Here is a 17501-nt window from a genome sequence, read left to right as displayed (position 1 = left end):
GATAGAAGCGGTTTTTCTGGAGCTTGAGAACCACATACGAGCAAACGCAGGTGAATGGGGGAAATCGAACGATTCCCTTCTTTGCGTTGCAAAGTTTATTCCATAAGGAGAACGACTTTATGAAGAATCCGTATAAAGAGAACATTAACACATTGACGATGGACGGTGAGTTATTATTAACCATCTTAAGCTCGGTAGCACAGCAAGAGGTTGAGAATATCTCATCGATTGTAAAAATGGGCTTGAAGAAGAAAATGCAACGCGGCGAGCTTGTCGGTTTTCAAAGTTGTCTCGGTTATGACTATGATCTCGTACCCAAGCGGATTTCAGTGAATGAAGAAGAATTGCTCTCTTTTTTTGATATTACTAACATAACTCAAATTTAACGTGAAAGAAATTGGTGGATTCGTTGCTCATACTCATCTTTGGTAACCGTATGACTTCTACCGTGTCCCGCACCTGGTACGATCCAAAGCTCCTTTTCAACAGTGGCTGCTTCAAACTACCCTTGACCGTACTCCGACCGATTGTTCCCTTCCTCACAATGTTGTATGTATAATCTACTCTGCATATAATTAACTTCAAGCGCTTACATATATTGGGTGATTATTGAAAATTGATGATTGGAGGGAAAGGTATGGATGCGAAAGGAAAAAGTTATCTCGAAGTATGGCAATCCCTCAAGTTCAAGCTGCTGCTCTCCCGCAAAAAAAGGTTTATTATCCCGGCGACGGTCTTTTTTCTGCTGTTTTACTTTGCGCTCCCCATCTTGACCTCGTATTCGGATGTGTTGAACAGGCCGGCGATCGGTCCGATTTCGTGGGCATGGGTGTTCGCGTTCGCGCAGTTTGTCATGACTTGGGCGTTATGCATCATTTACTCGCGCGTGGCAAGCCGGTTCGACCGGATGGTGGATGAAATTAAGCGGGAAATGGGGGCGTCGCAATAATGGCCTTCACCTTATTTTGCGCGATCGTGCTGCTCACGCTGGTCATTACCTATTTCGCCGCCAAAAAAACGAACAACACCAGCGAGTTTTACACTGCGGGCGGCGGGCTGAAGGGCTGGCAGAACGGAACTGCCATCGCCGGCGATTATATGTCCGCCGCATCTTTTCTCGGCATCGCCGGTTCCATCGCTCTGGTCGGCTTCGACGGCTTCTTCTACAGCATCGGTTTTCTGGTCGCTTATCTGGTTGTGCTGTATCTGGTCGCCGAGCCGCTCCGAAATTTGGGCAAATATACGGTGGCGGACATGATCGCCGCCCGCTTTGCGAACAAAGAAGTGCGCGGCATCGCTGCGCTGAATACGATTGCGATCTCGATCTTCTACATGATCGCGCAGCTAGTCGGAGCGGGGGCGCTGATCAAGCTGCTGCTTGGTCTCGATTTTGCCACCTCCGTTCTAATCGTCGGCGTGTTGATGACCGTATACGTCGTATTCGGCGGTATGCACGCGACGAGCTGGGTGCAGATTACGAAGGCGGTCCTGCTGATGGGAGGCACTTTCGTCATCTCGCTGATGGTCTTCGCCAAGTTTGATTTCAGCCTGACGGGTATGTTCGAGCATATGAAAACGGCAACGCCATTAATGGAAAAGTATTTGAATCCGGGCAACAAATATAACGTGCCGCTGGAGACGTTGTCGCTGAACTTGGCGCTTGTGCTGGGGACAGCCGGGCTGCCGCATATTTTGACTCGCTTCTTCACCGTCAAGGATGCCCGTACCGCTCGCAGCTCCGTCGTATACGCAACCTGGATTATCGGCATCTTCTATGTGATGACCATATTCCTTGGCTTCGGGGCGGCCGCGTTCGTTGGCGCAGAGGAGATCACGGCCGTCGACAAAGCCGGAAACATGGCCGCTCCGCTGCTGGCCAAGGCTCTCGGCGGAGACTTCCTGTTCGCGTTCATCTCGGCGGTCGCGTTCGCGACGATCCTCGCTGTCGTAACCGGGCTCGTCCTGTCCGCTGCGTCTGCGTTTGCGCACGACTTCTACGGACAGATCGTTCGCCGCGGCAACGCGACCGAACAGCAGCAACTGAAGATGGCCCGCTGGGCGTCGATTGGAGTATCCGTTATTTCGATTCTTCTGGCGTTGTTTGCCCAGAAGATGAATGTTGCCTTCCTTGTCTCGCTGGCGTTTGCCGTCGCCGCAAGCGCGAACTTGCCAATCATCCTATTCACCGTGTTCTGGCGAAGATTCAACCGGACGGGAGCCGTCTCCGGCATGCTGGTTGGCCTGTTCAGCACCGTGATCCTCGTGGCGCTCAGCCCGAACGTATGGGACCCGGAGCCCGGCAAGGCCATTTTGACCGGAACGGCCCTATTCCCCATGACGAATCCGGGGATCATTTCGATACCGCTTGGCTTCCTTGCGGCGATTGCCGGCACACTGCTGTCCCGCAGTAAAGACGAAGCCAAATACGCCGAAGTCCTCGTCAAAGCGAACACGGGCGTATAGGCGGAACAAGCATCTGTGTCGTGAAAGCTGATACAATAGAAGTCGCCATGATTGGCGACTTTTTTGTACTCTAAACAACTCTTTCAGCGGAGGTCGGTATTGTGAGAACACTCGAGTCCGAGCGCTTAATTCTTCGGGAATGGCAGGAAATGGGAGGGCTTATAGCTCTGAAGATCGTTGCCTATCAAGGCAGCCTCTCAAATTTGTTTTCTTGGGCATCGATTAACGCCAGCTTGTAATTGAGCTTTTCCAACGTTTTCATCAGCCGTGCGATTTGTTCTTCCACTTTGCTTTTTTGGTTGGCCAGCATCGTTTTTCTTAGGGGCAGTGTCCGATTCCCGCTGTTGTACAGCTCCACATATTGTTTTATTTCGGCGAGAGGTAAACCTGTCGAACGAAGGGCTTGTACCATCTCAACGCAATCGACGTAGTGGTCGCTGAATTTGCGCACTCCGTTAGCCTCCCGGTCAGCCGCCGGCAATACGCCTTCCTTCTCATAAAAACGCAACGTATACGGAGTAATGCCGGTTTTTTTCACAACTTCCTTCATCGTATAAGCCATAAGATATCCTCCCCGACTATTGCGTGCTAGAGTTACTCTAATCTATTTTACAATCCGGGCTTGCTTCCAGTCCATTCTTCCCCTTGTCTATAAGGGATCGGGTTTTGGATTTGACTTAGAGCGGCTTCAACGCTGTAAGCTAAGGAAGAAATTACTAATATGAGGAAGAGGAGGGTCTTCAATGACCAAAACGGTATTAATCACCGGGAGCTCGACCGGGTTGGGGAATACGGCAGTGAAGAAGTTTGCTAATGAAGGATGGAACGTAATTGCGACGATGCGCAAGCCGGACCAACGCTTGGCGGAGGAAAATCCCGAACGGATTTTCGTAACCGAGCTTGATGTGACTAAGCCCGCTACCATCGAGACAACGATTGCGGCAGGGGTCGCCAGGTTCGGCCGGATCGACGCCGTCGTGAACAACGCCGGAGTCAGTATCCTCTCGATATTTGAAGCAACACCCATGGATGCGATCCGCGGGATTTTCGAGACCAATGTCTTTGGTGTCATGAACGTCATTCAGGCGATTACGCCTTATTTTCGCGAACAAGGCGGCGGAACCATCGTCAATATCACTTCGAACGTAGGCTTTACATCCAACCCGCTCCTGACGGTCTATGTTGCGACCAAGCATGCCATCGAGGGGTTGTCGGAATCCTTATCGTACGAGCTGGAATCGCAAAATATTGCCGTCAAGCTTGTGGAACCCGGCGCCATGCGAACCACGAATTTTGCGTCGAATACCATGGCTGCTGCCCAAGACTTATCCATTCCGCAAGCGTACAAGCCTTATTTTGACCATATGCTAAACTCCATGATGAATTATCCGTTTGATAACGCGGATGAGAACCAGGTAGCAGATCAGGTTTACGCCGCCGCGTGCGATCCGTCTAATCGGCTGCGTTATCTCGCAGGTCCGGATGCGGAAGAAACGGCTAAACTGAGATGGACCCAGTCGGAAGAAAAGTACATGGCGGCCATGCGCGACCTTCTGGGGCAAACAGCGTGGCAAAATAGTCAGGAAGGTTAAAAAATGGAAGAAAGAGTGCACCCGGAACTTAAAAGTTTGTTTTCCGTTTTGCCGGAAGTCGTTTACACTCGAGAGAATTTAGCAGCCAAAAGGAAAGAGATGCAGGAGTTTGTTGCCGGTATGGCTGCAACACTGCCGATTAATGATGCCGTTCTGACCTCAGAAAGATATATTCCTGGCGCAGCAGGGGATCCGGATGTGCGGATCAAGATTTACGAACCGAGAGTGAAGAATGGTCCTCTTCCGGGCGTTCTGTATCTTCACGGCGGCGGTTATATCCTGGGTTCTGCGGATATGATGGACCCTGCCCTGCAGCATCTGGCATTGGAACTCGAATGCGTCATCGTTTCCGTCGATTATCGGCTGGCGCCGGAGCATTCTTTTCCGGCTCCGCTCGAAGATTGCTACGCTGCGCTTAAATGGTTCTCCGGAAACGCCGAAGAACTGGGGAGCGACACCTCCAGAATCGCAGTAGTGGGTCCAAGTGCCGGCGGTGGATTAACGGCTGCCGTCTCCCTTTTGGCAAGAGACCGAAACGGCCCTTCCATCCTATTCCAAATGCCTCTTTACCCGATGCTTGACGATCGAGTTATGACCAAGTCCAGCCATGAAATAACGGATGACCGAGTATGGAGTAAAGCCAAAACCCAATTGGCATGGGAAATGTATTTAGGGGAACAAGGTGAAGTATCCCCCTATGCCGCACCGGCACGTTCAACCGATTTGTCGGGACTTCCGCCCACGTACACCTGTGTCGGTGACCTGGATCCGTTTCGCGATGAAACCATCGACTATGTACTGAGGCTAACGCAGGCCGGTGTGCCAACGGAATTTCATTTGTACCCCGGATGTTTTCATGGCTTCGAAGAATACTTTCCTTCTGCCGAGATCAGCCAGAGCGTGATAAAAGAATATCACGCGGCTTTAAAGCGTGCCCTATATGGGTTTTAACCGACAGCGTACGGTATTCCATGACAATAGAGGAATGGGAAAACCTATAGGATGATAGATGGGTTACAAAGTTCCATAATCCGTAGCCGTCATTTAATTGGGCGGCTTTTTTGCATTATTATAGCGTCACTAGAGCTTATCGAGAGGCTTCTTTCTACGTTACGAAACCCGTGATATCTCGTTTTCTGATTGTTATCTATCAATTTATGTAAGAAATTGAAGATAGAATCTTTAATTTGTGAAGTGAAATGTATGCGCTTACCTTCTATAATTTTCAAGTAAAGGAGGTGATAGCCATATGTTCTCGCAATATGACACGGGATAAGAAATGTACGGCAAGGAGAAACAATCGACAAGAAGTTGGGATGCAAGGTCAGTAGTAAACAAAACAATAATAGTATTTGAGGAGGTAAAGTTATGTTTAAGTTCAATAAGAAAATTTTGACTTTATGTCTTGCGGCTTCAATGAGTTTTGGCTTGTTTGGAGCAACCTCAAATGCAGCGACGGACTATTGGCAGAATTGGACCGACGGGGGCGGGACAGTCAATGCGGTCAATGGCTCTGGTGGCAATTACAGCGTTACATGGCAAAATACCGGAAATTTTGTTGTCGGCAAAGGCTGGGGTACCGGATCACCCAATCGAACGGTAAACTACAATGCCGGCGTCTGGGCCCCGTCCGGCAACGGGTATTTGACTCTTTATGGGTGGACGAGAAACTCCCTCATCGAATATTACGTCGTTGATAGCTGGGGCACCTATAGACCTACTGGAACGCATAAAGGCACCGTGACCAGTGATGGGGGTACCTATGACATCTATACGACGATGCGATACAACGCCCCTTCCATTGACGGTACGCAAACTTTCCAACAGTTCTGGAGCGTCCGTCAGTCGAAGAGAGCGACCGGAAGCAACGTAGCGATCACGTTCGGCAACCACGTTAACGCTTGGAAGAGTAAAGGAATGAATTTGGGGAGCAGCTGGTCTTATCAAGTGTTAGCGACCGAGGGCTATCAAAGCAGCGGCAGCTCTAATGTAACGGTGTGGTAACCGGGTAATTTTTGATCATGCTCCGAGGCCGTTCGGCTTTACAGCCGACGGCCTTAACGATTCCAACAAAAAGAAACTTGCCTGCATCCTACGGGAATAGGGCTATTCCCATCAAAAGGAGATTTATCCATGAGAAAGCTATTAATATTTCTTTTAATAGCAATAATGGTTGTTGTCGGCGCCTGTTCGCAAGAACGGTCGGAACAGAAGGATAACTTAGTGCTCGTCAAAGGCGGGACTTTTATAAACACGAAGTCTAACTATTATGGAAAAAGCGTAACCCTATCGAACTTTTATATCGGAAAATACGAGGTAACTCAAAAAGAGTGGACGGAGGTCATGGGTAGCAATCCCTCCCAATTCATTGGCGACGATTTGCCGGTAGAAATGGTAAGCTGGTACGACGTTGTTGAGTACTGTAATCAAAGAAGTATAAAAGAAGGCTTAGAACCTTATTACAATATAGACAAGAGTAAGATAGACCCGAACAATAAGAGCGAAAACGATCATATGAAATGGATCGTAACGATCAATGAGGAAGCGAACGGTTACCGGTTGCCGACGGAAGCGGAATGGGAATATGCCGCCGGCGGAGGTCAGATGAGCAAGGGTTACAAATACAGCGGAAGCAATAAAGCCGATGAAGTGGCATGGTATTGGAGAAACGCCGGGGATCAGTACTTATCGGGAGACTGGAACTGGCCTATCATCGAAAACAACCATACGAAAACGCAATCGATCGGGGACAAGAAACCCAACGAGTTAGGACTTTACGATATGTCGGGCAATGTAAGGGAATGGTGCTGGAACTGGTACGGAAACGAATTGGACAGCGATAGCGGCTCTTTCCGGAGCGTGAAGGGCGGCGGTTGGATCGGCGACGTTGGCAGCAACGAGGTATCCTTCCGAGGCAAGTTCGAGGCGAATGGCTTTGGTCCCGATCAAGGTTTTCGTGTAAGTCGGAACGAGTAAACGGGAACGATACATGTCGAGGGTGATCGAAAAAATTCTACAGAAGGAAAAATATTTCTATCCCTTTCCTGTGAAACTTCCAATATAATAAAAGGAACTTTATAAAAACAAACTGGGGGAACACAATGAAAACATCGCTTAATAACCCGGTGCAGGGAAGGAATGATCGTTTTTCCTCAGCTGGTTTTATCTTGGCCGCCATCGGAAGTTCTGTTGGTCTGGGCAATATGTGGAAATTTCCGTATATTACGGGAGAAAACGGTGGGGCCGCGTTCTTTCTGCTGTTCATCGTCTGTTTGATCTTGATCGGCTTGCCTTTGCTTTTGGCGGAACTGGCCATCGGACGAGCAGGCAGAGGCAGTGCGTCCACGTCGTTTGTAAAAGCCGGCGGGCCGAAAATGTTCGGTCGTCTCGGATTGCTGCAAGTGATTGCACCTTTTCTTATTCTGACCTTTTATGTCATCGTTGCCGGCTGGACGCTCCATTATGCCGTGCAGTCCTTCAGCGGAAGTCTGTACAGCAGTTCCGATTATAGCGGACAGTTCAGCTCATTTACCCAAGGCTACCTGCCGCTGGTCTGGCAGGCGGCGGCAATTTTGATTACCGGGTTCGTTGTAGCTAAAGGGATCTCCGGGGGCATCGAAAAATTCAACAAAGTGCTGATTCCCGGCCTGATTGTTCTCCTGATCATATTGATGGTCCGGGCAGTAACCTTGCCCGGAGCCGAAGCTGGCGTATCCTTTTTTCTCCAGCCCGATTTCTCGAAATTGAGCCCGGAAGCGGCATTGGTGGCGCTGGGACATGCCTTTTTCTCCCTGTCGCTCGGGATGGGCATTCTGCTTACCTACGGGGCTTATGTGGACAAGCGTCAATCCCTCGGCACGGCCACCCTTGCGATTGGAGCCGGAGACTTGATCTATGCGTTCATTGCGGGGTTGATTATCTTCCCGACAACCGCCTCTTTCGGCATTGAGCCCGATGCGGGCCCGTCCCTGGTCTTTATGGCGCTTCCTGCCGCTTTCTCGGCGATGCCAATGGGAGCATTCTTTGGCGGGCTGTTCTTCGTACTGCTGGCGATTGCGGCGTTAACTTCCTCGGTGTCGCTGCTTGAAGTCCCGGTATCCTACGTGATGGACCGTTGGGGATGGGGACGTGTGAAGTCCGTGGTGATCGTCAGCATGCTGGTACTGTTGGTCGGGCTTCCTTCCGTCTTGTCCTTTGGCATCGCGCCGGCCTTGACGGATATGGGCGGGAAAACCTTCTTTGACTGGCTCGATTTCATTACATCGAATATTCTGCTTCCGCTCGGTGGTCTTATCACGACCGTCTTTGCCGGATACTTCTGGAAAAATGCTGCGGAGGCCGCAGGGCTCAAAGCGGGCTGGTTCCGGATATGGCTGTTCATGCTCCGGTATATTGCTCCGGTTCTCGTGCTCCTGGTACTGCTGCACACAACCGGAATTCTTACATTTTAGGAGCAAAAAGGGCAATCTTCAGGTCGCCGTTGATCTGGAAGATTGCCTTTTTTTGCAATTCCGCTTTTTGATTTGAATCCAGGTTACCTCGCGTAGTAAGCTAGGTGAAGAATCCATGGTGAAGGAAGGGAGTCGTCAAATGTTGAATTTGGACTCGGTGATGCAGGAGCTTGAGGCTCTCGGCAAGGAACGCCTTAAGAAAATGTATGTATCCAACGGTGCCCGCGAACCGCTTTTTGGCGTGGCGACGGGGGCGATGAAGCCCCTGGCGAAGAAAATCAAAATCAACCAGCCTTTGGCGGAACAGCTCTATGCTACGGGGAATTACGACGCCATGTACTTTGCCGGCATCATTGCCGATCCGAAGGCGATGTCGGAAGCGGATTTCGAACGTTGGATGGATGGGGCTTATTTCTATATGCTGTCCGATTATGTGGTTGCCGTCACCTTGACGGAAGCGCCAATTGCCCAAGAGGTTGCCGATAAGTGGATCGCAAGCGGGGAAGAGCTGAGAATGTCGGCGGGCTGGAGCTGTTACTGCTGGCTCTTGGGGAGTCGGCCGGATGGTGAATTTTCCGAAAGCAAACTCGCCCATATGCTGGAGTTGGTTGAAAAGACGATTCACGAGTCTCCCGAACGAACAAAGTCAGCGATGAATAATTTCCTGTACACGGTGGCGGTATCCTATTTGCCGCTCCATGATCAAGCGGTCCAGACCGCAAAGGCGGTCGGCCCGGTAGAAATCAAACGGGACAAGAAGAAAAGCAGCATCCTGCTTGCTTCCGACAGCATTCAAAAAGCAGTAGATAAGGGGCAGGTTGGATTTAAGCGGAAGTATGTGCGGTGTTAGGCGGATTGGCGAAAATATTAAAGAGGGGCGAAAACCCCTCTTTTTCTTGCTTTATGCTTTACTATTTAGCGACTCAGAACGAAGTATTCGTAAGTGATACACGTCCTCGTATGCACCCCATTTCAATACTTGTTGGCGCTGCGATTATATGCTTGGCAAATATAAGTTAACCCAAACTGGAAGCCATTGAAATAAGCAACAATTTAACCCGGTGTACTCCCCTTTAAGTAAACCGCTGCTTGAAGGGGAGTTTTTTTTACCCTTTGGCTTGTTTCGTCCGGTAACTCGGAGCGATGCTGCCCCGCTTCGTCTTCTGCTTCATATTCGTTCCAATCACTCCTGCAATAATGAACGCGGAACCGATGAGATGATAGACGGTCACTGTCTCTCCGAGAATGAAGGCTCCGGCTGCGATGGAGATAACGGTGGACAGATTGGAAAATACGCTGATCTTGGAAGCTTCAAGCTGGGTCAGCGCGTAACTGGACGAGTAAGCTGTCACCAGCGATGCCAGTATGCCGAGATAAAGAATGGACCAGACAAATTCCGAATTCGCCAACGGCGTGCAGATTTGGTTCATTGTTCCGTTAGCCACATGACTCGCGAGTGACGCTGACCAAAAGACTACGCATCCGATCGCCATCATGGAGATGGTAACTTCGGTCGGCGTAAACGTACGAAGCAGATAGCGCGAAAGTACGACATAGCCCGCAGATGCGAGACATGAAAGGAATAGCAGCGATATGCCCGCCACATTTGTAAGATCAATGCCCGTGTTTTGCATGACAAAGATCAATACAACGCCGAATACGGACAGCAGGATCGAGAGCTTCTGCCGCAGTGTCGTGGATTCCTTCAGAAAAACCCCCGCCAGCAAGGCGGTTAGGATCGGCGTTGTCGCAAAGATAATGCCGCCTTCAGCAGATGAAGCGTGCTTCAATCCAAAGGTCTGCAAGGTAAAGAAGCCGAGCGGATACATCAGGGCTAAGAGGAACAATCTTGGCCACGGCTTGTCCTTGAGCGAAAGGCGAAACACGCCGGTGGCGACCAGTACAACAATTGCCGCGAACGACAAGGTAAAGCGAAAAGCAAGGGGGTCGATCGGGTTGGCGTACGCGAGGGCGACCTTCGTAAACATAAATGATAATCCGATGATGGCCGCGTAGACGAGAACGGCGATGTAAGCATAGACGCGACCGTGTTGTGTCTTGAATCGCATGGATGAATTCCTCCTATTAGAGGTTGTTGTTACTGGAATCGTAAGGCATTCCGTTTCAGGGTACAATTCGAAAAAATCGAAACTGTATCGATACAGTTATGGTCGGCAGTTATAGCGCGGAGGCGATTTTTTCGCTATAGTGAGGTCTAAGAAGAACTTCGGACAGATCTTGAAGCATGGGGAGCGGGCAGATCATGAAAAAATATTCGGAGATCCTGGCGGATATTGAACAAAAGCGGGCTGCAGGCGAGCTTCGCCCAGGACAGAAGCTGCCGTCGGTTCGTCAGGCAGCGGATATGTACGGCTGCAGCATCAGCACAGTGACGCGGGCTTATGCGGAGCTTGAGAAACGCCATGCGATCTATTCGATTCCGCAGAGCGGTTACTATATGGTGGAGGACGAAGAGGAAGATGCCGGTATAGATGACGGGGTGATTGATTTTGCCTCCTCATCTCCCGATCTGAATGTATTTCCTTACCGGGACTTTCAGCATTGCTTGAACAAGGCAATCGACACCTACAAATACCATTTGTTTACCTATGGGGATCCGAAGGGGCTTGACGCTTTGCGTGAAACGCTCGTTAAGCATCTCGCTGATGATCAAGTGTTCGCGAAGGCCCGGCAAATCGCGGTAACGTCGGGCATCCAGCAGGCGCTTCAAACATTAGCGCGGATGCCGTTCCCGAACGGCAGGACGGCAATTCTGGTGGAACAGCCGAGCTATAACTTGTATTTGAAATTCCTTGAGGCGGAGGGGCTGCCGGTGAAGAGCATCGCGCGTACCACAGGCGGCATCGATCTGCAGCAACTGGAGGAGCACTTTCGCGGCGGGGAAATCAAATGCTTCTACACGATGTCGAGACATCATAATCCGCTTGGCACATCTTACGGTGCCAGGGAGAAAAAGACGATAGCCCGCCTCGCAGCCAGGTATGATGTGTATGTGGTGGCGATCCGGCCCTCCAGATTCAGCTTGCCGAGCAGATCGGCTCCGCGGCTTACGGTTATGCCGTTGGTACGCTCGAACAGCTCGGCGTAGACTTCTCCGTTGATCTCGGTATAGGACATGATGCGGAAATCCGTATCATACCCCTTCACGGCATAAATGTCCGTTTCGCCGATATTGGAGGCCAGTTCGATGTATTCGTCCTGGCCGCTCCATTCATCGATGCCGCCCGTTGTCCGTCCGGGTTGGTGGATTTTCCTGAAGTTGGTGCACCTCTATCTGTGATTGTAGACCTCCAAACCGAATATCGGTATCTTGTTTGCGACAATTATTCGATTTTTTACAGATATGAAGACGGCGTGGTCTATGTACTTAGAGTCCTATACGGTAGACGGAATTACATGCGCGTTTTGTTTGATCATTTACGGAATGAGCCGCAAAGATGACGAGGATCCCGAACATTGCTCCTCTTGCCGATCTTAATGCGAGGGCTATCGGGGCGCGGGGGCGTGCGGAATTATGGTATGAAAATTGAATACAATTCATCTTTTCTGCCGATTCCGACGAATTGTATTCGAAAAATCATACAGATTGTGATTGACCGGTGGAGGTGGGCTCGTTCAACTCGCAACCCCGTACACTACAACGGCCTTCCGTTCAGCGTCGGCGGAGCCTCTTGGTTCATTTCCGGGCCGAACTGGTCGGCAGCTCCGGCGGGATTGCCGTCCTGGTTCCATGCGTCCTTCGTCATGAAGGCGCCGCGCCGTCCTTCATCGGTCGAGTCTTTGGCCCGCGCCTGCTCGAGCCGCTCTTTTGCCTTTTCTGCTCGGTTCACCGAGTTACCTCCTTTTCGCGTTTCATGGTTTTTATTAGTGTTTCCCCAAACGCTGGTTTTACCTCCATAAGCTGCTCCGAATTAAACCGAATGCAAAAACGTGCGAATATACGGGATCGCGGCCCCGATCGGAACTCCGTCTTCCTGGGAACGGCTAAGGTGAATAAAGGGCTCATGGCTGGGAAAGGCCGTTCTTCCGTAAACTTTTTCATGAAGAATATCCAGATCCTGTTGCTTTAAATAAGGCGAAATGTGCCCGCCCAGAATAAATTCGCGGTTAATGACAAGATGGATGTTGTTGATCGAAAAAGCCAAATGATCCAAAAAGGTATTCCACCGCTTTACATAGGGAGGAATCCCGGAACGCACTTGCCGGAAGAACAAATCCAAGGTTTCTCCCTCCTCCAAAAGGGCACTTACCGAGCAGCGGGTTTCCATGCATCCCTTTTTCCCGCAGTAACAAAGAGAGCCGTTTGGATCAATCGTCATATGTTCGACCGTTCCGCTATGACCCTCGTTCCCCATCTCAATTTGGCCATGGATGATAATGGCTCCCCCAAGATGCTTTCCAATCGACAAGTAGACCGCGTCGCCAATGTCATTTCTTACCCACAGTTCTGCGGTTGCCGCTCCCTTGGCATCATGCACAAACATGCAAGGATACTTGAGATGCCGCGCAAAAACATCGATTTCCAGCCCGGTGCAATTTAATATTTTTCCGTAGGTGATTTTTTGCCCATCGGCGGAGGTTAAGGCTTGTACGCCTAAACCAATGCCGAGGATCTGATCTTCCTTCACATCCAGAGTGGAGATGAACGATTGCACAGCTGCGCTCAGCGTTTGGTAATAGCGGTCTTCGTTGGCGTAACCCAGCGAGAATTCCGTTTGCCGAATGGGAGCGCCGAGCAAATCAACCGCCAAGACGCGCACGGTTTCTTTCTGAATTTCCACGCCGACACTAATCCGCGCTTGAGGACGGATGGTATAGGCGGCTGCGCGCCGGCCGACGGAAGATTCAAACTGACCGCTCTTCTCAATCAGTCCTTCCTCTTCCAATCGAACCAGATTTTGCGTGACGGTCGGCAAGCTCAAATGAAGTTGGTTGGCGACTTCCTGCTTCGAAAGCTTCCCGTTTTGGTAAATCAGGTGATAAGTCGACGAGTAATTATTCTTTTTTATATCTTTAGTTGCCATACTGGAATCCATAAAAATACCTCGATTTTATAAAATAATTTTACAAAAAACATTTATTTAACGCTGGTTTAACTATATCATATCGGCTTAGGCGGCAACAACCGTAGCGGAATGTTTAAATGTGCATATTGACGGCAATAAATAACGGGTTTATTATATAAATGAATTTTATAAAATAATTTTACAAAATAAAATGACTAAATGGGAGGCGTTACGTATGGGCATTATTGAAAAAATGAGATTGGACGGCAAGAAAATTTTTGTCACGGGCGGCGCAAGAGGAATCGGGAAAAGCGTTGCGACCGCTTTTGCCGAAGCGGGAGCGGATGTAGCGATTGTGGACCTGGATATCGAGGAAGCTAACAAGACAGCCGAAGAGCTCGTAAAAAACCATAAAATTAAAGCGCTTGCAATCCAGGCTGATGTAACCAAACCTGAAGAGGTGGACGCCATGATCCGGGAAGTGCTGCGCGTTTTCGGACGTTTGGACGTGGCCTTCTGCAATGCCGGCATCTGCATGAATATCCCGGCCGAGGAAATGACGTACGACCAGTGGAAAAAAGTGATCGAAATTAACCTGACCGGGGTATTTCTGACGGCGCAGGCAGCCGGAAAAGTCATGTTGAAACAAGGCGGCGGATCGATCATCAATACCGCTTCCATGTCTGGACATATCGTGAACGTACCGCAACCGCAATGCTCCTACAACGCCTCCAAAGCGGGAGTGATCCAGCTGACCAAATCGCTGGCCGTGGAATGGGCGACAAGAAACGTGCGCGTGAATTCCATCAGTCCCGGATATATCGGAACGGAACTTACCTTGAATTCTCCAAGCTTGCGGCCCTTGATTGAACAATGGAATAACATGGCCCCGCTTAAACGGATGGGGAAACCCGAAGAACTGCAGTCCATCTGTGTCTATCTTGCGGGAGATACCAGCAGCTTTACGACCGGAGCCGATTTCGTCATCGACGGCGCCTTTACTTGCATTTAGAAAGGAGATTGCAAATGTACTACTTGCTAGGAACGGATATCGGCACATCGGGCACCAAAACGATCTTGGCGGACACGAACGGGAATGTGGTTGCCCAGGACTTGCAGGAATATGACGTATTGACCCCCAAGCCTTTATGGGCGGAGCAGTGGCCCGATGTTTGGCTGGACGCGGCCAAAACCTCGATTGTAAATACGGTGCGGAAATCGGGGATTCCGGCGGAGAGCATTCGCGGCATCGCCATCAGCGGTTTGTACGGAGGTTCCGGCATTCCTTTGGACGACAACATGGAGCCGGTCAGACCGTGCATGATTTGGATGGACCGCAGAGCGGAGGAAGAAACCAAGTGGGTTTTGGAGCGGATCGGCGAAGAAAAGCTGCTGGAAATCACCCATAATGGAGCCGATCCCTATTACGGCTATACGAAAATATTGTGGATGAAACGCAATGAACCGGAAAACTGGAAAAGAACCAAGCTTTTTCTTCCGCCCAATGATTATGTCATCTATAAACTGACCGGGGAAATAGCTATCGATTACTCTTCTGCCGGAAATATCGGCGGCATTTTTGATATGAATACCCGAACCTGGTCGAAAGAAATAATGGATGCGCTGGGCATTCCGCTGTCCATGATGCCGGAAAAACTGGTGGAATCCACGGATATTGTCGGCGGTTTAACCCAAGACGCCGCGGCTGAGCTAGGTCTTCCCGCAGGAATGCCGGTGATCGCCAGCGGGATCGACTGCGGGGCCGCCAATATCGGCCTCGGCGTATTGGAGCCGGGAATTTATGCGGCGGCCATCGGCACCTCGATGTGCGCGGCCTTCATTTCCGATCAACCGCTGAAGGGAAAAGGATTGATTGTCTGGCCCTATTTATACGATGCCAAACAACTGTCCTACTATTTTGCCGGCGGGGCCACGGCGGGAGCGATCGTGAAATGGTTCCGGCAAACGATGTGCCAATGGGAAATCGAAGCGGAACAAGCCGGCGGAAAAAACGCGTACGATGTTTTAAACGAGCAAGCAGCCAACATCCCGGCCGGAAGCGAAGGTTTGATCGTACTTCCTTACTTTATGGGAGAGCGAAGCCCGATTTGGGATTCGGACGCCAAAGGAACGATTGTCGGGCTTTCCTTGGCGCATACCAAAGCGCATATTTACCGGGCTTTTCTGGAAGCGGTTGCGTTTTCTTTAAGGGATGCGATGGAGGCCACCGGAGAAAATCTCGGCGAGCATATCTTGATTGCCGGCGGCGTGACGAAGTCAACCTTGTGGCGGCAAATCTTTGCCGATGTGACCGGCTATCCGATCGTTTGCCCGGTTCATGATGTCGAAGCGAATATGGGGGATGTCATGCTTGCCGGCATTGGAACAGGCCTGCTCTCTTATGAAGAGGTGAAGAAATGGCCGGTTTTGGACGAGAAAATCATACCCATTCCCCGGAACCATGAAAAATATAACCGTTATTACGAGGTTTATAAATCGGTCTATCATCATTTAAAGCTTGATATGAAAACGCTAACAGCACTCTCTCGATCGTAATCGCAATCCAAAAATGGTTGATAAAGGATAGGTGAACCAATGAGCAGATGGAAAACAAGAATCGGTTATGGGGTCGGCGACTTAGGGTGCAACCTGGTATTTAGCACGATGGCGTCTTATTTGATGTTTTTTTACACGGATGTCTTCGGCATCACTGCTGCTGCCGCGGGCACTTTAATGCTGGTAACCAAAGTCATCGATGCCCTTACGGATACCGGCATGGGATTGCTGGTGGATCGAACGAAAACGAGATGGGGGCAGGGGAGACCTTATTTTCTGATTGGAGCCATTCCCTTTGCTGTATTTACCGTCATGACGTTTATGGTTCCCGATTTCACGACGACCGGAAAATTAATATGGGCTTATGTCACGTATTGCTTGTTATGTACGGCCTATACGATCGTCAATATCCCGTTAAATACGATCGTTCCACGATTGACCACGGATAATCACGAACGCAACTGGCTCGTGTCCACCCGAATGATTTGTGCGCTTGTGGGGACCGCTTTGGTGATGTCCATTACGACGCCGTTGGTCAATTCCTTTGGCCAAGGGGATACGCAAAAAGGCTTTTTGCTCACCATGAGCCTGTATGGCGTTGCCGCCATGTTGATCTTTATCTTTACGTTCATGAACACGAAAGAGGTTGTCCCTCCGTCCGTGGTACGCGGGAAGTCATCTTTTAGAGAAGACCTGAAAGGGTTGACGGGCCAGAGCATCCTGTTCTTTATCCTGAATTTCCTCTACTTCGCGCTGTTCGTTATTCGAAATACAACCGTCATCTATTATTTTACCTATAATCTCGGACGGACGGATTGGCTAACCTTTGTCGGCCTGTTCGGCATTTTGTCGGGACTCCCCATGCTGCTGATTTTGCCTTGGCTGCAAAAGCGGATGTCCAAGAAAAAAGTCTTGCTGCTGAGCACGGCCATTTATATTGCCGGAGATTTGCTCATTTACTTTGGAAAATCCTCCGCTGCACTGCTCATCGCGGGACTGGCGATAACCGGGCTCGGTATTTACGGCATCTTCGGCATCACGTTTGCGATTCAACCGGATGTCATCGATTACTCGGAATACAAGAAGAAAAAAAGCATTTCCGGCATGATTGCGGCTTTCCAAGGATTTTTCGTCAAAGGAAGCATGGGGTTGGCCAGCGCTTTAATCGGACTTATTTTGAGTATGGGCGGTTATATTCCAAACGCCACGCAAACGGCAACCGCTTTAAAATATATCGAATTAACGTTTATATGGATCCCGTTAATCATCTGTATCTTCATTGGAGTTACCATTTGGTTCTATAAGCTTGACGATAAGCGGGCAGAGATGGACATCGAGCTCGATCGGCGCCGGGCTATGGTGGGAGAGAACGCGGTTGGTTTTTAAACTACATCTCCGATTGGGATTGGAAA

General features: G+C 50.0%; 17 protein-coding genes and 1 pseudogene. 14 read left to right on the top strand and 4 right to left on the bottom strand.

Annotated elements, in window-relative coordinates; translation table 11 throughout:
- The first annotated feature begins 119 nt into the window (after positions 1 to 119).
- The 3 genes from ACQ4N8_RS13645 (at position 120) to ACQ4N8_RS13635 (ending at position 2463) form a co-directional block, all read left to right on the top strand.
- On the top strand, positions 120 to 386 hold the full coding sequence (locus tag ACQ4N8_RS13645) for a hypothetical protein (RefSeq protein WP_430704920.1): 267 nt from the start codon (positions 120 to 122) through the stop codon (positions 384 to 386).
- 251 nt (positions 387 to 637) lie between these two features.
- On the top strand, positions 638 to 949 hold the full coding sequence (locus ACQ4N8_RS13640; protein ID WP_430704919.1) for a DUF485 domain-containing protein: 312 nt from the start codon (positions 638 to 640) through the stop codon (positions 947 to 949).
- Positions 949 to 2463, top strand: coding sequence for a solute symporter family protein (locus ACQ4N8_RS13635; RefSeq protein ID WP_430704918.1), 1515 nt, complete (start codon positions 949 to 951; stop codon positions 2461 to 2463). Before ACQ4N8_RS13640 ends, ACQ4N8_RS13635 begins: the two co-directional genes overlap by 1 nt.
- Positions 2464 to 2647: 184 nt before the next feature.
- On the opposite strand, the gene ACQ4N8_RS13630 is transcribed toward ACQ4N8_RS13635, so the two are convergent.
- Positions 2648 to 3025, bottom strand: a complete 378-nt coding sequence (locus tag ACQ4N8_RS13630) for a MerR family transcriptional regulator (protein WP_430704917.1) — start codon at positions 3023 to 3025, stop codon at positions 2648 to 2650.
- Between the two features lie 181 nt (positions 3026 to 3206).
- On the opposite strand from ACQ4N8_RS13630, the gene ACQ4N8_RS13625 reads away from it, so the two are divergent.
- The 6 genes from ACQ4N8_RS13625 (at position 3207) to ACQ4N8_RS13600 (ending at position 9356) form a co-directional block, all read left to right on the top strand.
- Entirely contained in the window at positions 3207 to 4055 is an 849-nt protein-coding gene (locus ACQ4N8_RS13625) for an SDR family oxidoreductase (RefSeq protein WP_430704916.1), read from the top strand.
- Positions 4056 to 4058: 3 nt separating this feature from the next.
- On the top strand, positions 4059 to 5006 hold the full coding sequence (locus ACQ4N8_RS13620; RefSeq protein WP_430704915.1) for an alpha/beta hydrolase: 948 nt from the start codon (positions 4059 to 4061) through the stop codon (positions 5004 to 5006).
- 417 nt (positions 5007 to 5423) lie between these two features.
- The gene (locus ACQ4N8_RS13615; RefSeq protein ID WP_430704914.1) at positions 5424 to 6059 is read left to right on the top strand and encodes a glycoside hydrolase family 11 protein; all 636 of its coding nucleotides are present in this window, start codon (positions 5424 to 5426) and stop codon (positions 6057 to 6059) included.
- 129 nt (positions 6060 to 6188) lie between these two features.
- Positions 6189 to 7031, top strand: coding sequence for a formylglycine-generating enzyme family protein (locus ACQ4N8_RS13610; protein WP_430704913.1), 843 nt, complete (start codon positions 6189 to 6191; stop codon positions 7029 to 7031).
- A 125-nt stretch (positions 7032 to 7156) separates the two neighbouring features.
- Positions 7157 to 8506, top strand: coding sequence for a sodium-dependent transporter (locus ACQ4N8_RS13605; RefSeq protein ID WP_430704912.1), 1350 nt, complete (start codon positions 7157 to 7159; stop codon positions 8504 to 8506).
- A 142-nt stretch (positions 8507 to 8648) separates the two neighbouring features.
- Positions 8649 to 9356 carry a DNA alkylation repair protein gene (locus ACQ4N8_RS13600; protein ID WP_430704951.1) on the top strand — a complete coding sequence of 236 codons (708 nt, stop codon included), beginning with the start codon at positions 8649 to 8651 and terminating at the stop codon, positions 9354 to 9356.
- Between the two features lie 256 nt (positions 9357 to 9612).
- On the opposite strand, the gene ACQ4N8_RS13595 is transcribed toward ACQ4N8_RS13600, so the two are convergent.
- Positions 9613 to 10575 carry a DMT family transporter gene (locus ACQ4N8_RS13595; protein WP_430704911.1) on the bottom strand — a complete coding sequence of 321 codons (963 nt, stop codon included), beginning with the start codon at positions 10573 to 10575 and terminating at the stop codon, positions 9613 to 9615.
- Positions 10576 to 10769: 194 nt separating this feature from the next.
- On the opposite strand from ACQ4N8_RS13595, the pseudogene ACQ4N8_RS13590 reads away from it, so the two are divergent.
- Together ACQ4N8_RS13590 and ACQ4N8_RS13585 are read left to right on the top strand one after the other, a co-directional pair.
- Positions 10770 to 11525: pseudogene (locus tag ACQ4N8_RS13590) on the top strand (PLP-dependent aminotransferase family protein); the annotation flags it as partial.
- Positions 11526 to 11770: 245 nt separating this feature from the next.
- Positions 11771 to 11968: a type II toxin-antitoxin system RelE/ParE family toxin gene (locus ACQ4N8_RS13585; RefSeq protein ID WP_430704910.1), complete on the top strand. Its 198-nt coding sequence runs from the start codon at positions 11771 to 11773 to the stop codon at positions 11966 to 11968.
- Between the two features lie 194 nt (positions 11969 to 12162).
- On the opposite strand, the gene ACQ4N8_RS13580 is transcribed toward ACQ4N8_RS13585, so the two are convergent.
- Together ACQ4N8_RS13580 and ACQ4N8_RS13575 are read right to left on the bottom strand one after the other, a co-directional pair.
- On the bottom strand, positions 12163 to 12357 hold the full coding sequence (locus ACQ4N8_RS13580; RefSeq protein WP_430704909.1) for a hypothetical protein: 195 nt from the start codon (positions 12355 to 12357) through the stop codon (positions 12163 to 12165).
- Between the two features lie 81 nt (positions 12358 to 12438).
- Entirely contained in the window at positions 12439 to 13563 is a 1125-nt protein-coding gene (locus ACQ4N8_RS13575) for an ROK family transcriptional regulator (RefSeq protein ID WP_430704908.1), read from the bottom strand.
- A gap of 205 nt (positions 13564 to 13768) precedes the next feature.
- Between ACQ4N8_RS13575 and ACQ4N8_RS13570 the strand changes: the two genes are divergently transcribed.
- Genes ACQ4N8_RS13570 through ACQ4N8_RS13560 form a run of 3 tightly spaced genes read left to right on the top strand, consistent with a single transcriptional unit; the run spans position 13769 to position 17475 of the window.
- Positions 13769 to 14545 carry an SDR family oxidoreductase gene (locus ACQ4N8_RS13570; RefSeq protein WP_430704907.1) on the top strand — a complete coding sequence of 259 codons (777 nt, stop codon included), beginning with the start codon at positions 13769 to 13771 and terminating at the stop codon, positions 14543 to 14545.
- Positions 14546 to 14559: 14 nt separating this feature from the next.
- Positions 14560 to 16089: an FGGY-family carbohydrate kinase gene (locus tag ACQ4N8_RS13565; RefSeq protein ID WP_430704906.1), complete on the top strand. Its 1530-nt coding sequence runs from the start codon at positions 14560 to 14562 to the stop codon at positions 16087 to 16089.
- A 39-nt stretch (positions 16090 to 16128) separates the two neighbouring features.
- Positions 16129 to 17475: an MFS transporter gene (locus tag ACQ4N8_RS13560; RefSeq protein ID WP_430704905.1), complete on the top strand. Its 1347-nt coding sequence runs from the start codon at positions 16129 to 16131 to the stop codon at positions 17473 to 17475.
- Positions 17476 to 17501: the final 26 nt, after the last annotated feature.

The sequence above is a fragment of the Paenibacillus macerans genome (genome assembly GCF_050565405.1).
Lineage (GTDB): Bacteria > Bacillota > Bacilli > Paenibacillales > Paenibacillaceae > Fontibacillus > Fontibacillus macerans_B.
This window is presented reverse-complemented; position numbering and strand designations above follow the sequence as displayed.

Coding starts and splice junctions, on each gene's coding strand:
- ACQ4N8_RS13565 (WP_430704906.1), top strand. CDS start 14,560: ATGTACTACTTGCTAGGAACGGATATCGGCACATCGGGCACCAAAACG.
- ACQ4N8_RS13615 (WP_430704914.1), top strand. CDS start 5,424: ATGTTTAAGTTCAATAAGAAAATTTTGACTTTATGTCTTGCGGCTTCA.
- ACQ4N8_RS13630 (WP_430704917.1), bottom strand. CDS start 3,025: ATGGCTTATACGATGAAGGAAGTTGTGAAAAAAACCGGCATTACTCCG.
- ACQ4N8_RS13605 (WP_430704912.1), top strand. CDS start 7,157: ATGAAAACATCGCTTAATAACCCGGTGCAGGGAAGGAATGATCGTTTT.
- ACQ4N8_RS13640 (WP_430704919.1), top strand. CDS start 638: ATGGATGCGAAAGGAAAAAGTTATCTCGAAGTATGGCAATCCCTCAAG.
- ACQ4N8_RS13575 (WP_430704908.1), bottom strand. CDS start 13,563: ATGGATTCCAGTATGGCAACTAAAGATATAAAAAAGAATAATTACTCG.
- ACQ4N8_RS13595 (WP_430704911.1), bottom strand. CDS start 10,575: ATGCGATTCAAGACACAACACGGTCGCGTCTATGCTTACATCGCCGTT.
- ACQ4N8_RS13610 (WP_430704913.1), top strand. CDS start 6,189: ATGAGAAAGCTATTAATATTTCTTTTAATAGCAATAATGGTTGTTGTC.
- ACQ4N8_RS13570 (WP_430704907.1), top strand. CDS start 13,769: ATGGGCATTATTGAAAAAATGAGATTGGACGGCAAGAAAATTTTTGTC.
- ACQ4N8_RS13625 (WP_430704916.1), top strand. CDS start 3,207: ATGACCAAAACGGTATTAATCACCGGGAGCTCGACCGGGTTGGGGAAT.
- ACQ4N8_RS13620 (WP_430704915.1), top strand. CDS start 4,059: ATGGAAGAAAGAGTGCACCCGGAACTTAAAAGTTTGTTTTCCGTTTTG.
- ACQ4N8_RS13635 (WP_430704918.1), top strand. CDS start 949: ATGGCCTTCACCTTATTTTGCGCGATCGTGCTGCTCACGCTGGTCATT.
- ACQ4N8_RS13560 (WP_430704905.1), top strand. CDS start 16,129: ATGAGCAGATGGAAAACAAGAATCGGTTATGGGGTCGGCGACTTAGGG.
- ACQ4N8_RS13645 (WP_430704920.1), top strand. CDS start 120: ATGAAGAATCCGTATAAAGAGAACATTAACACATTGACGATGGACGGT.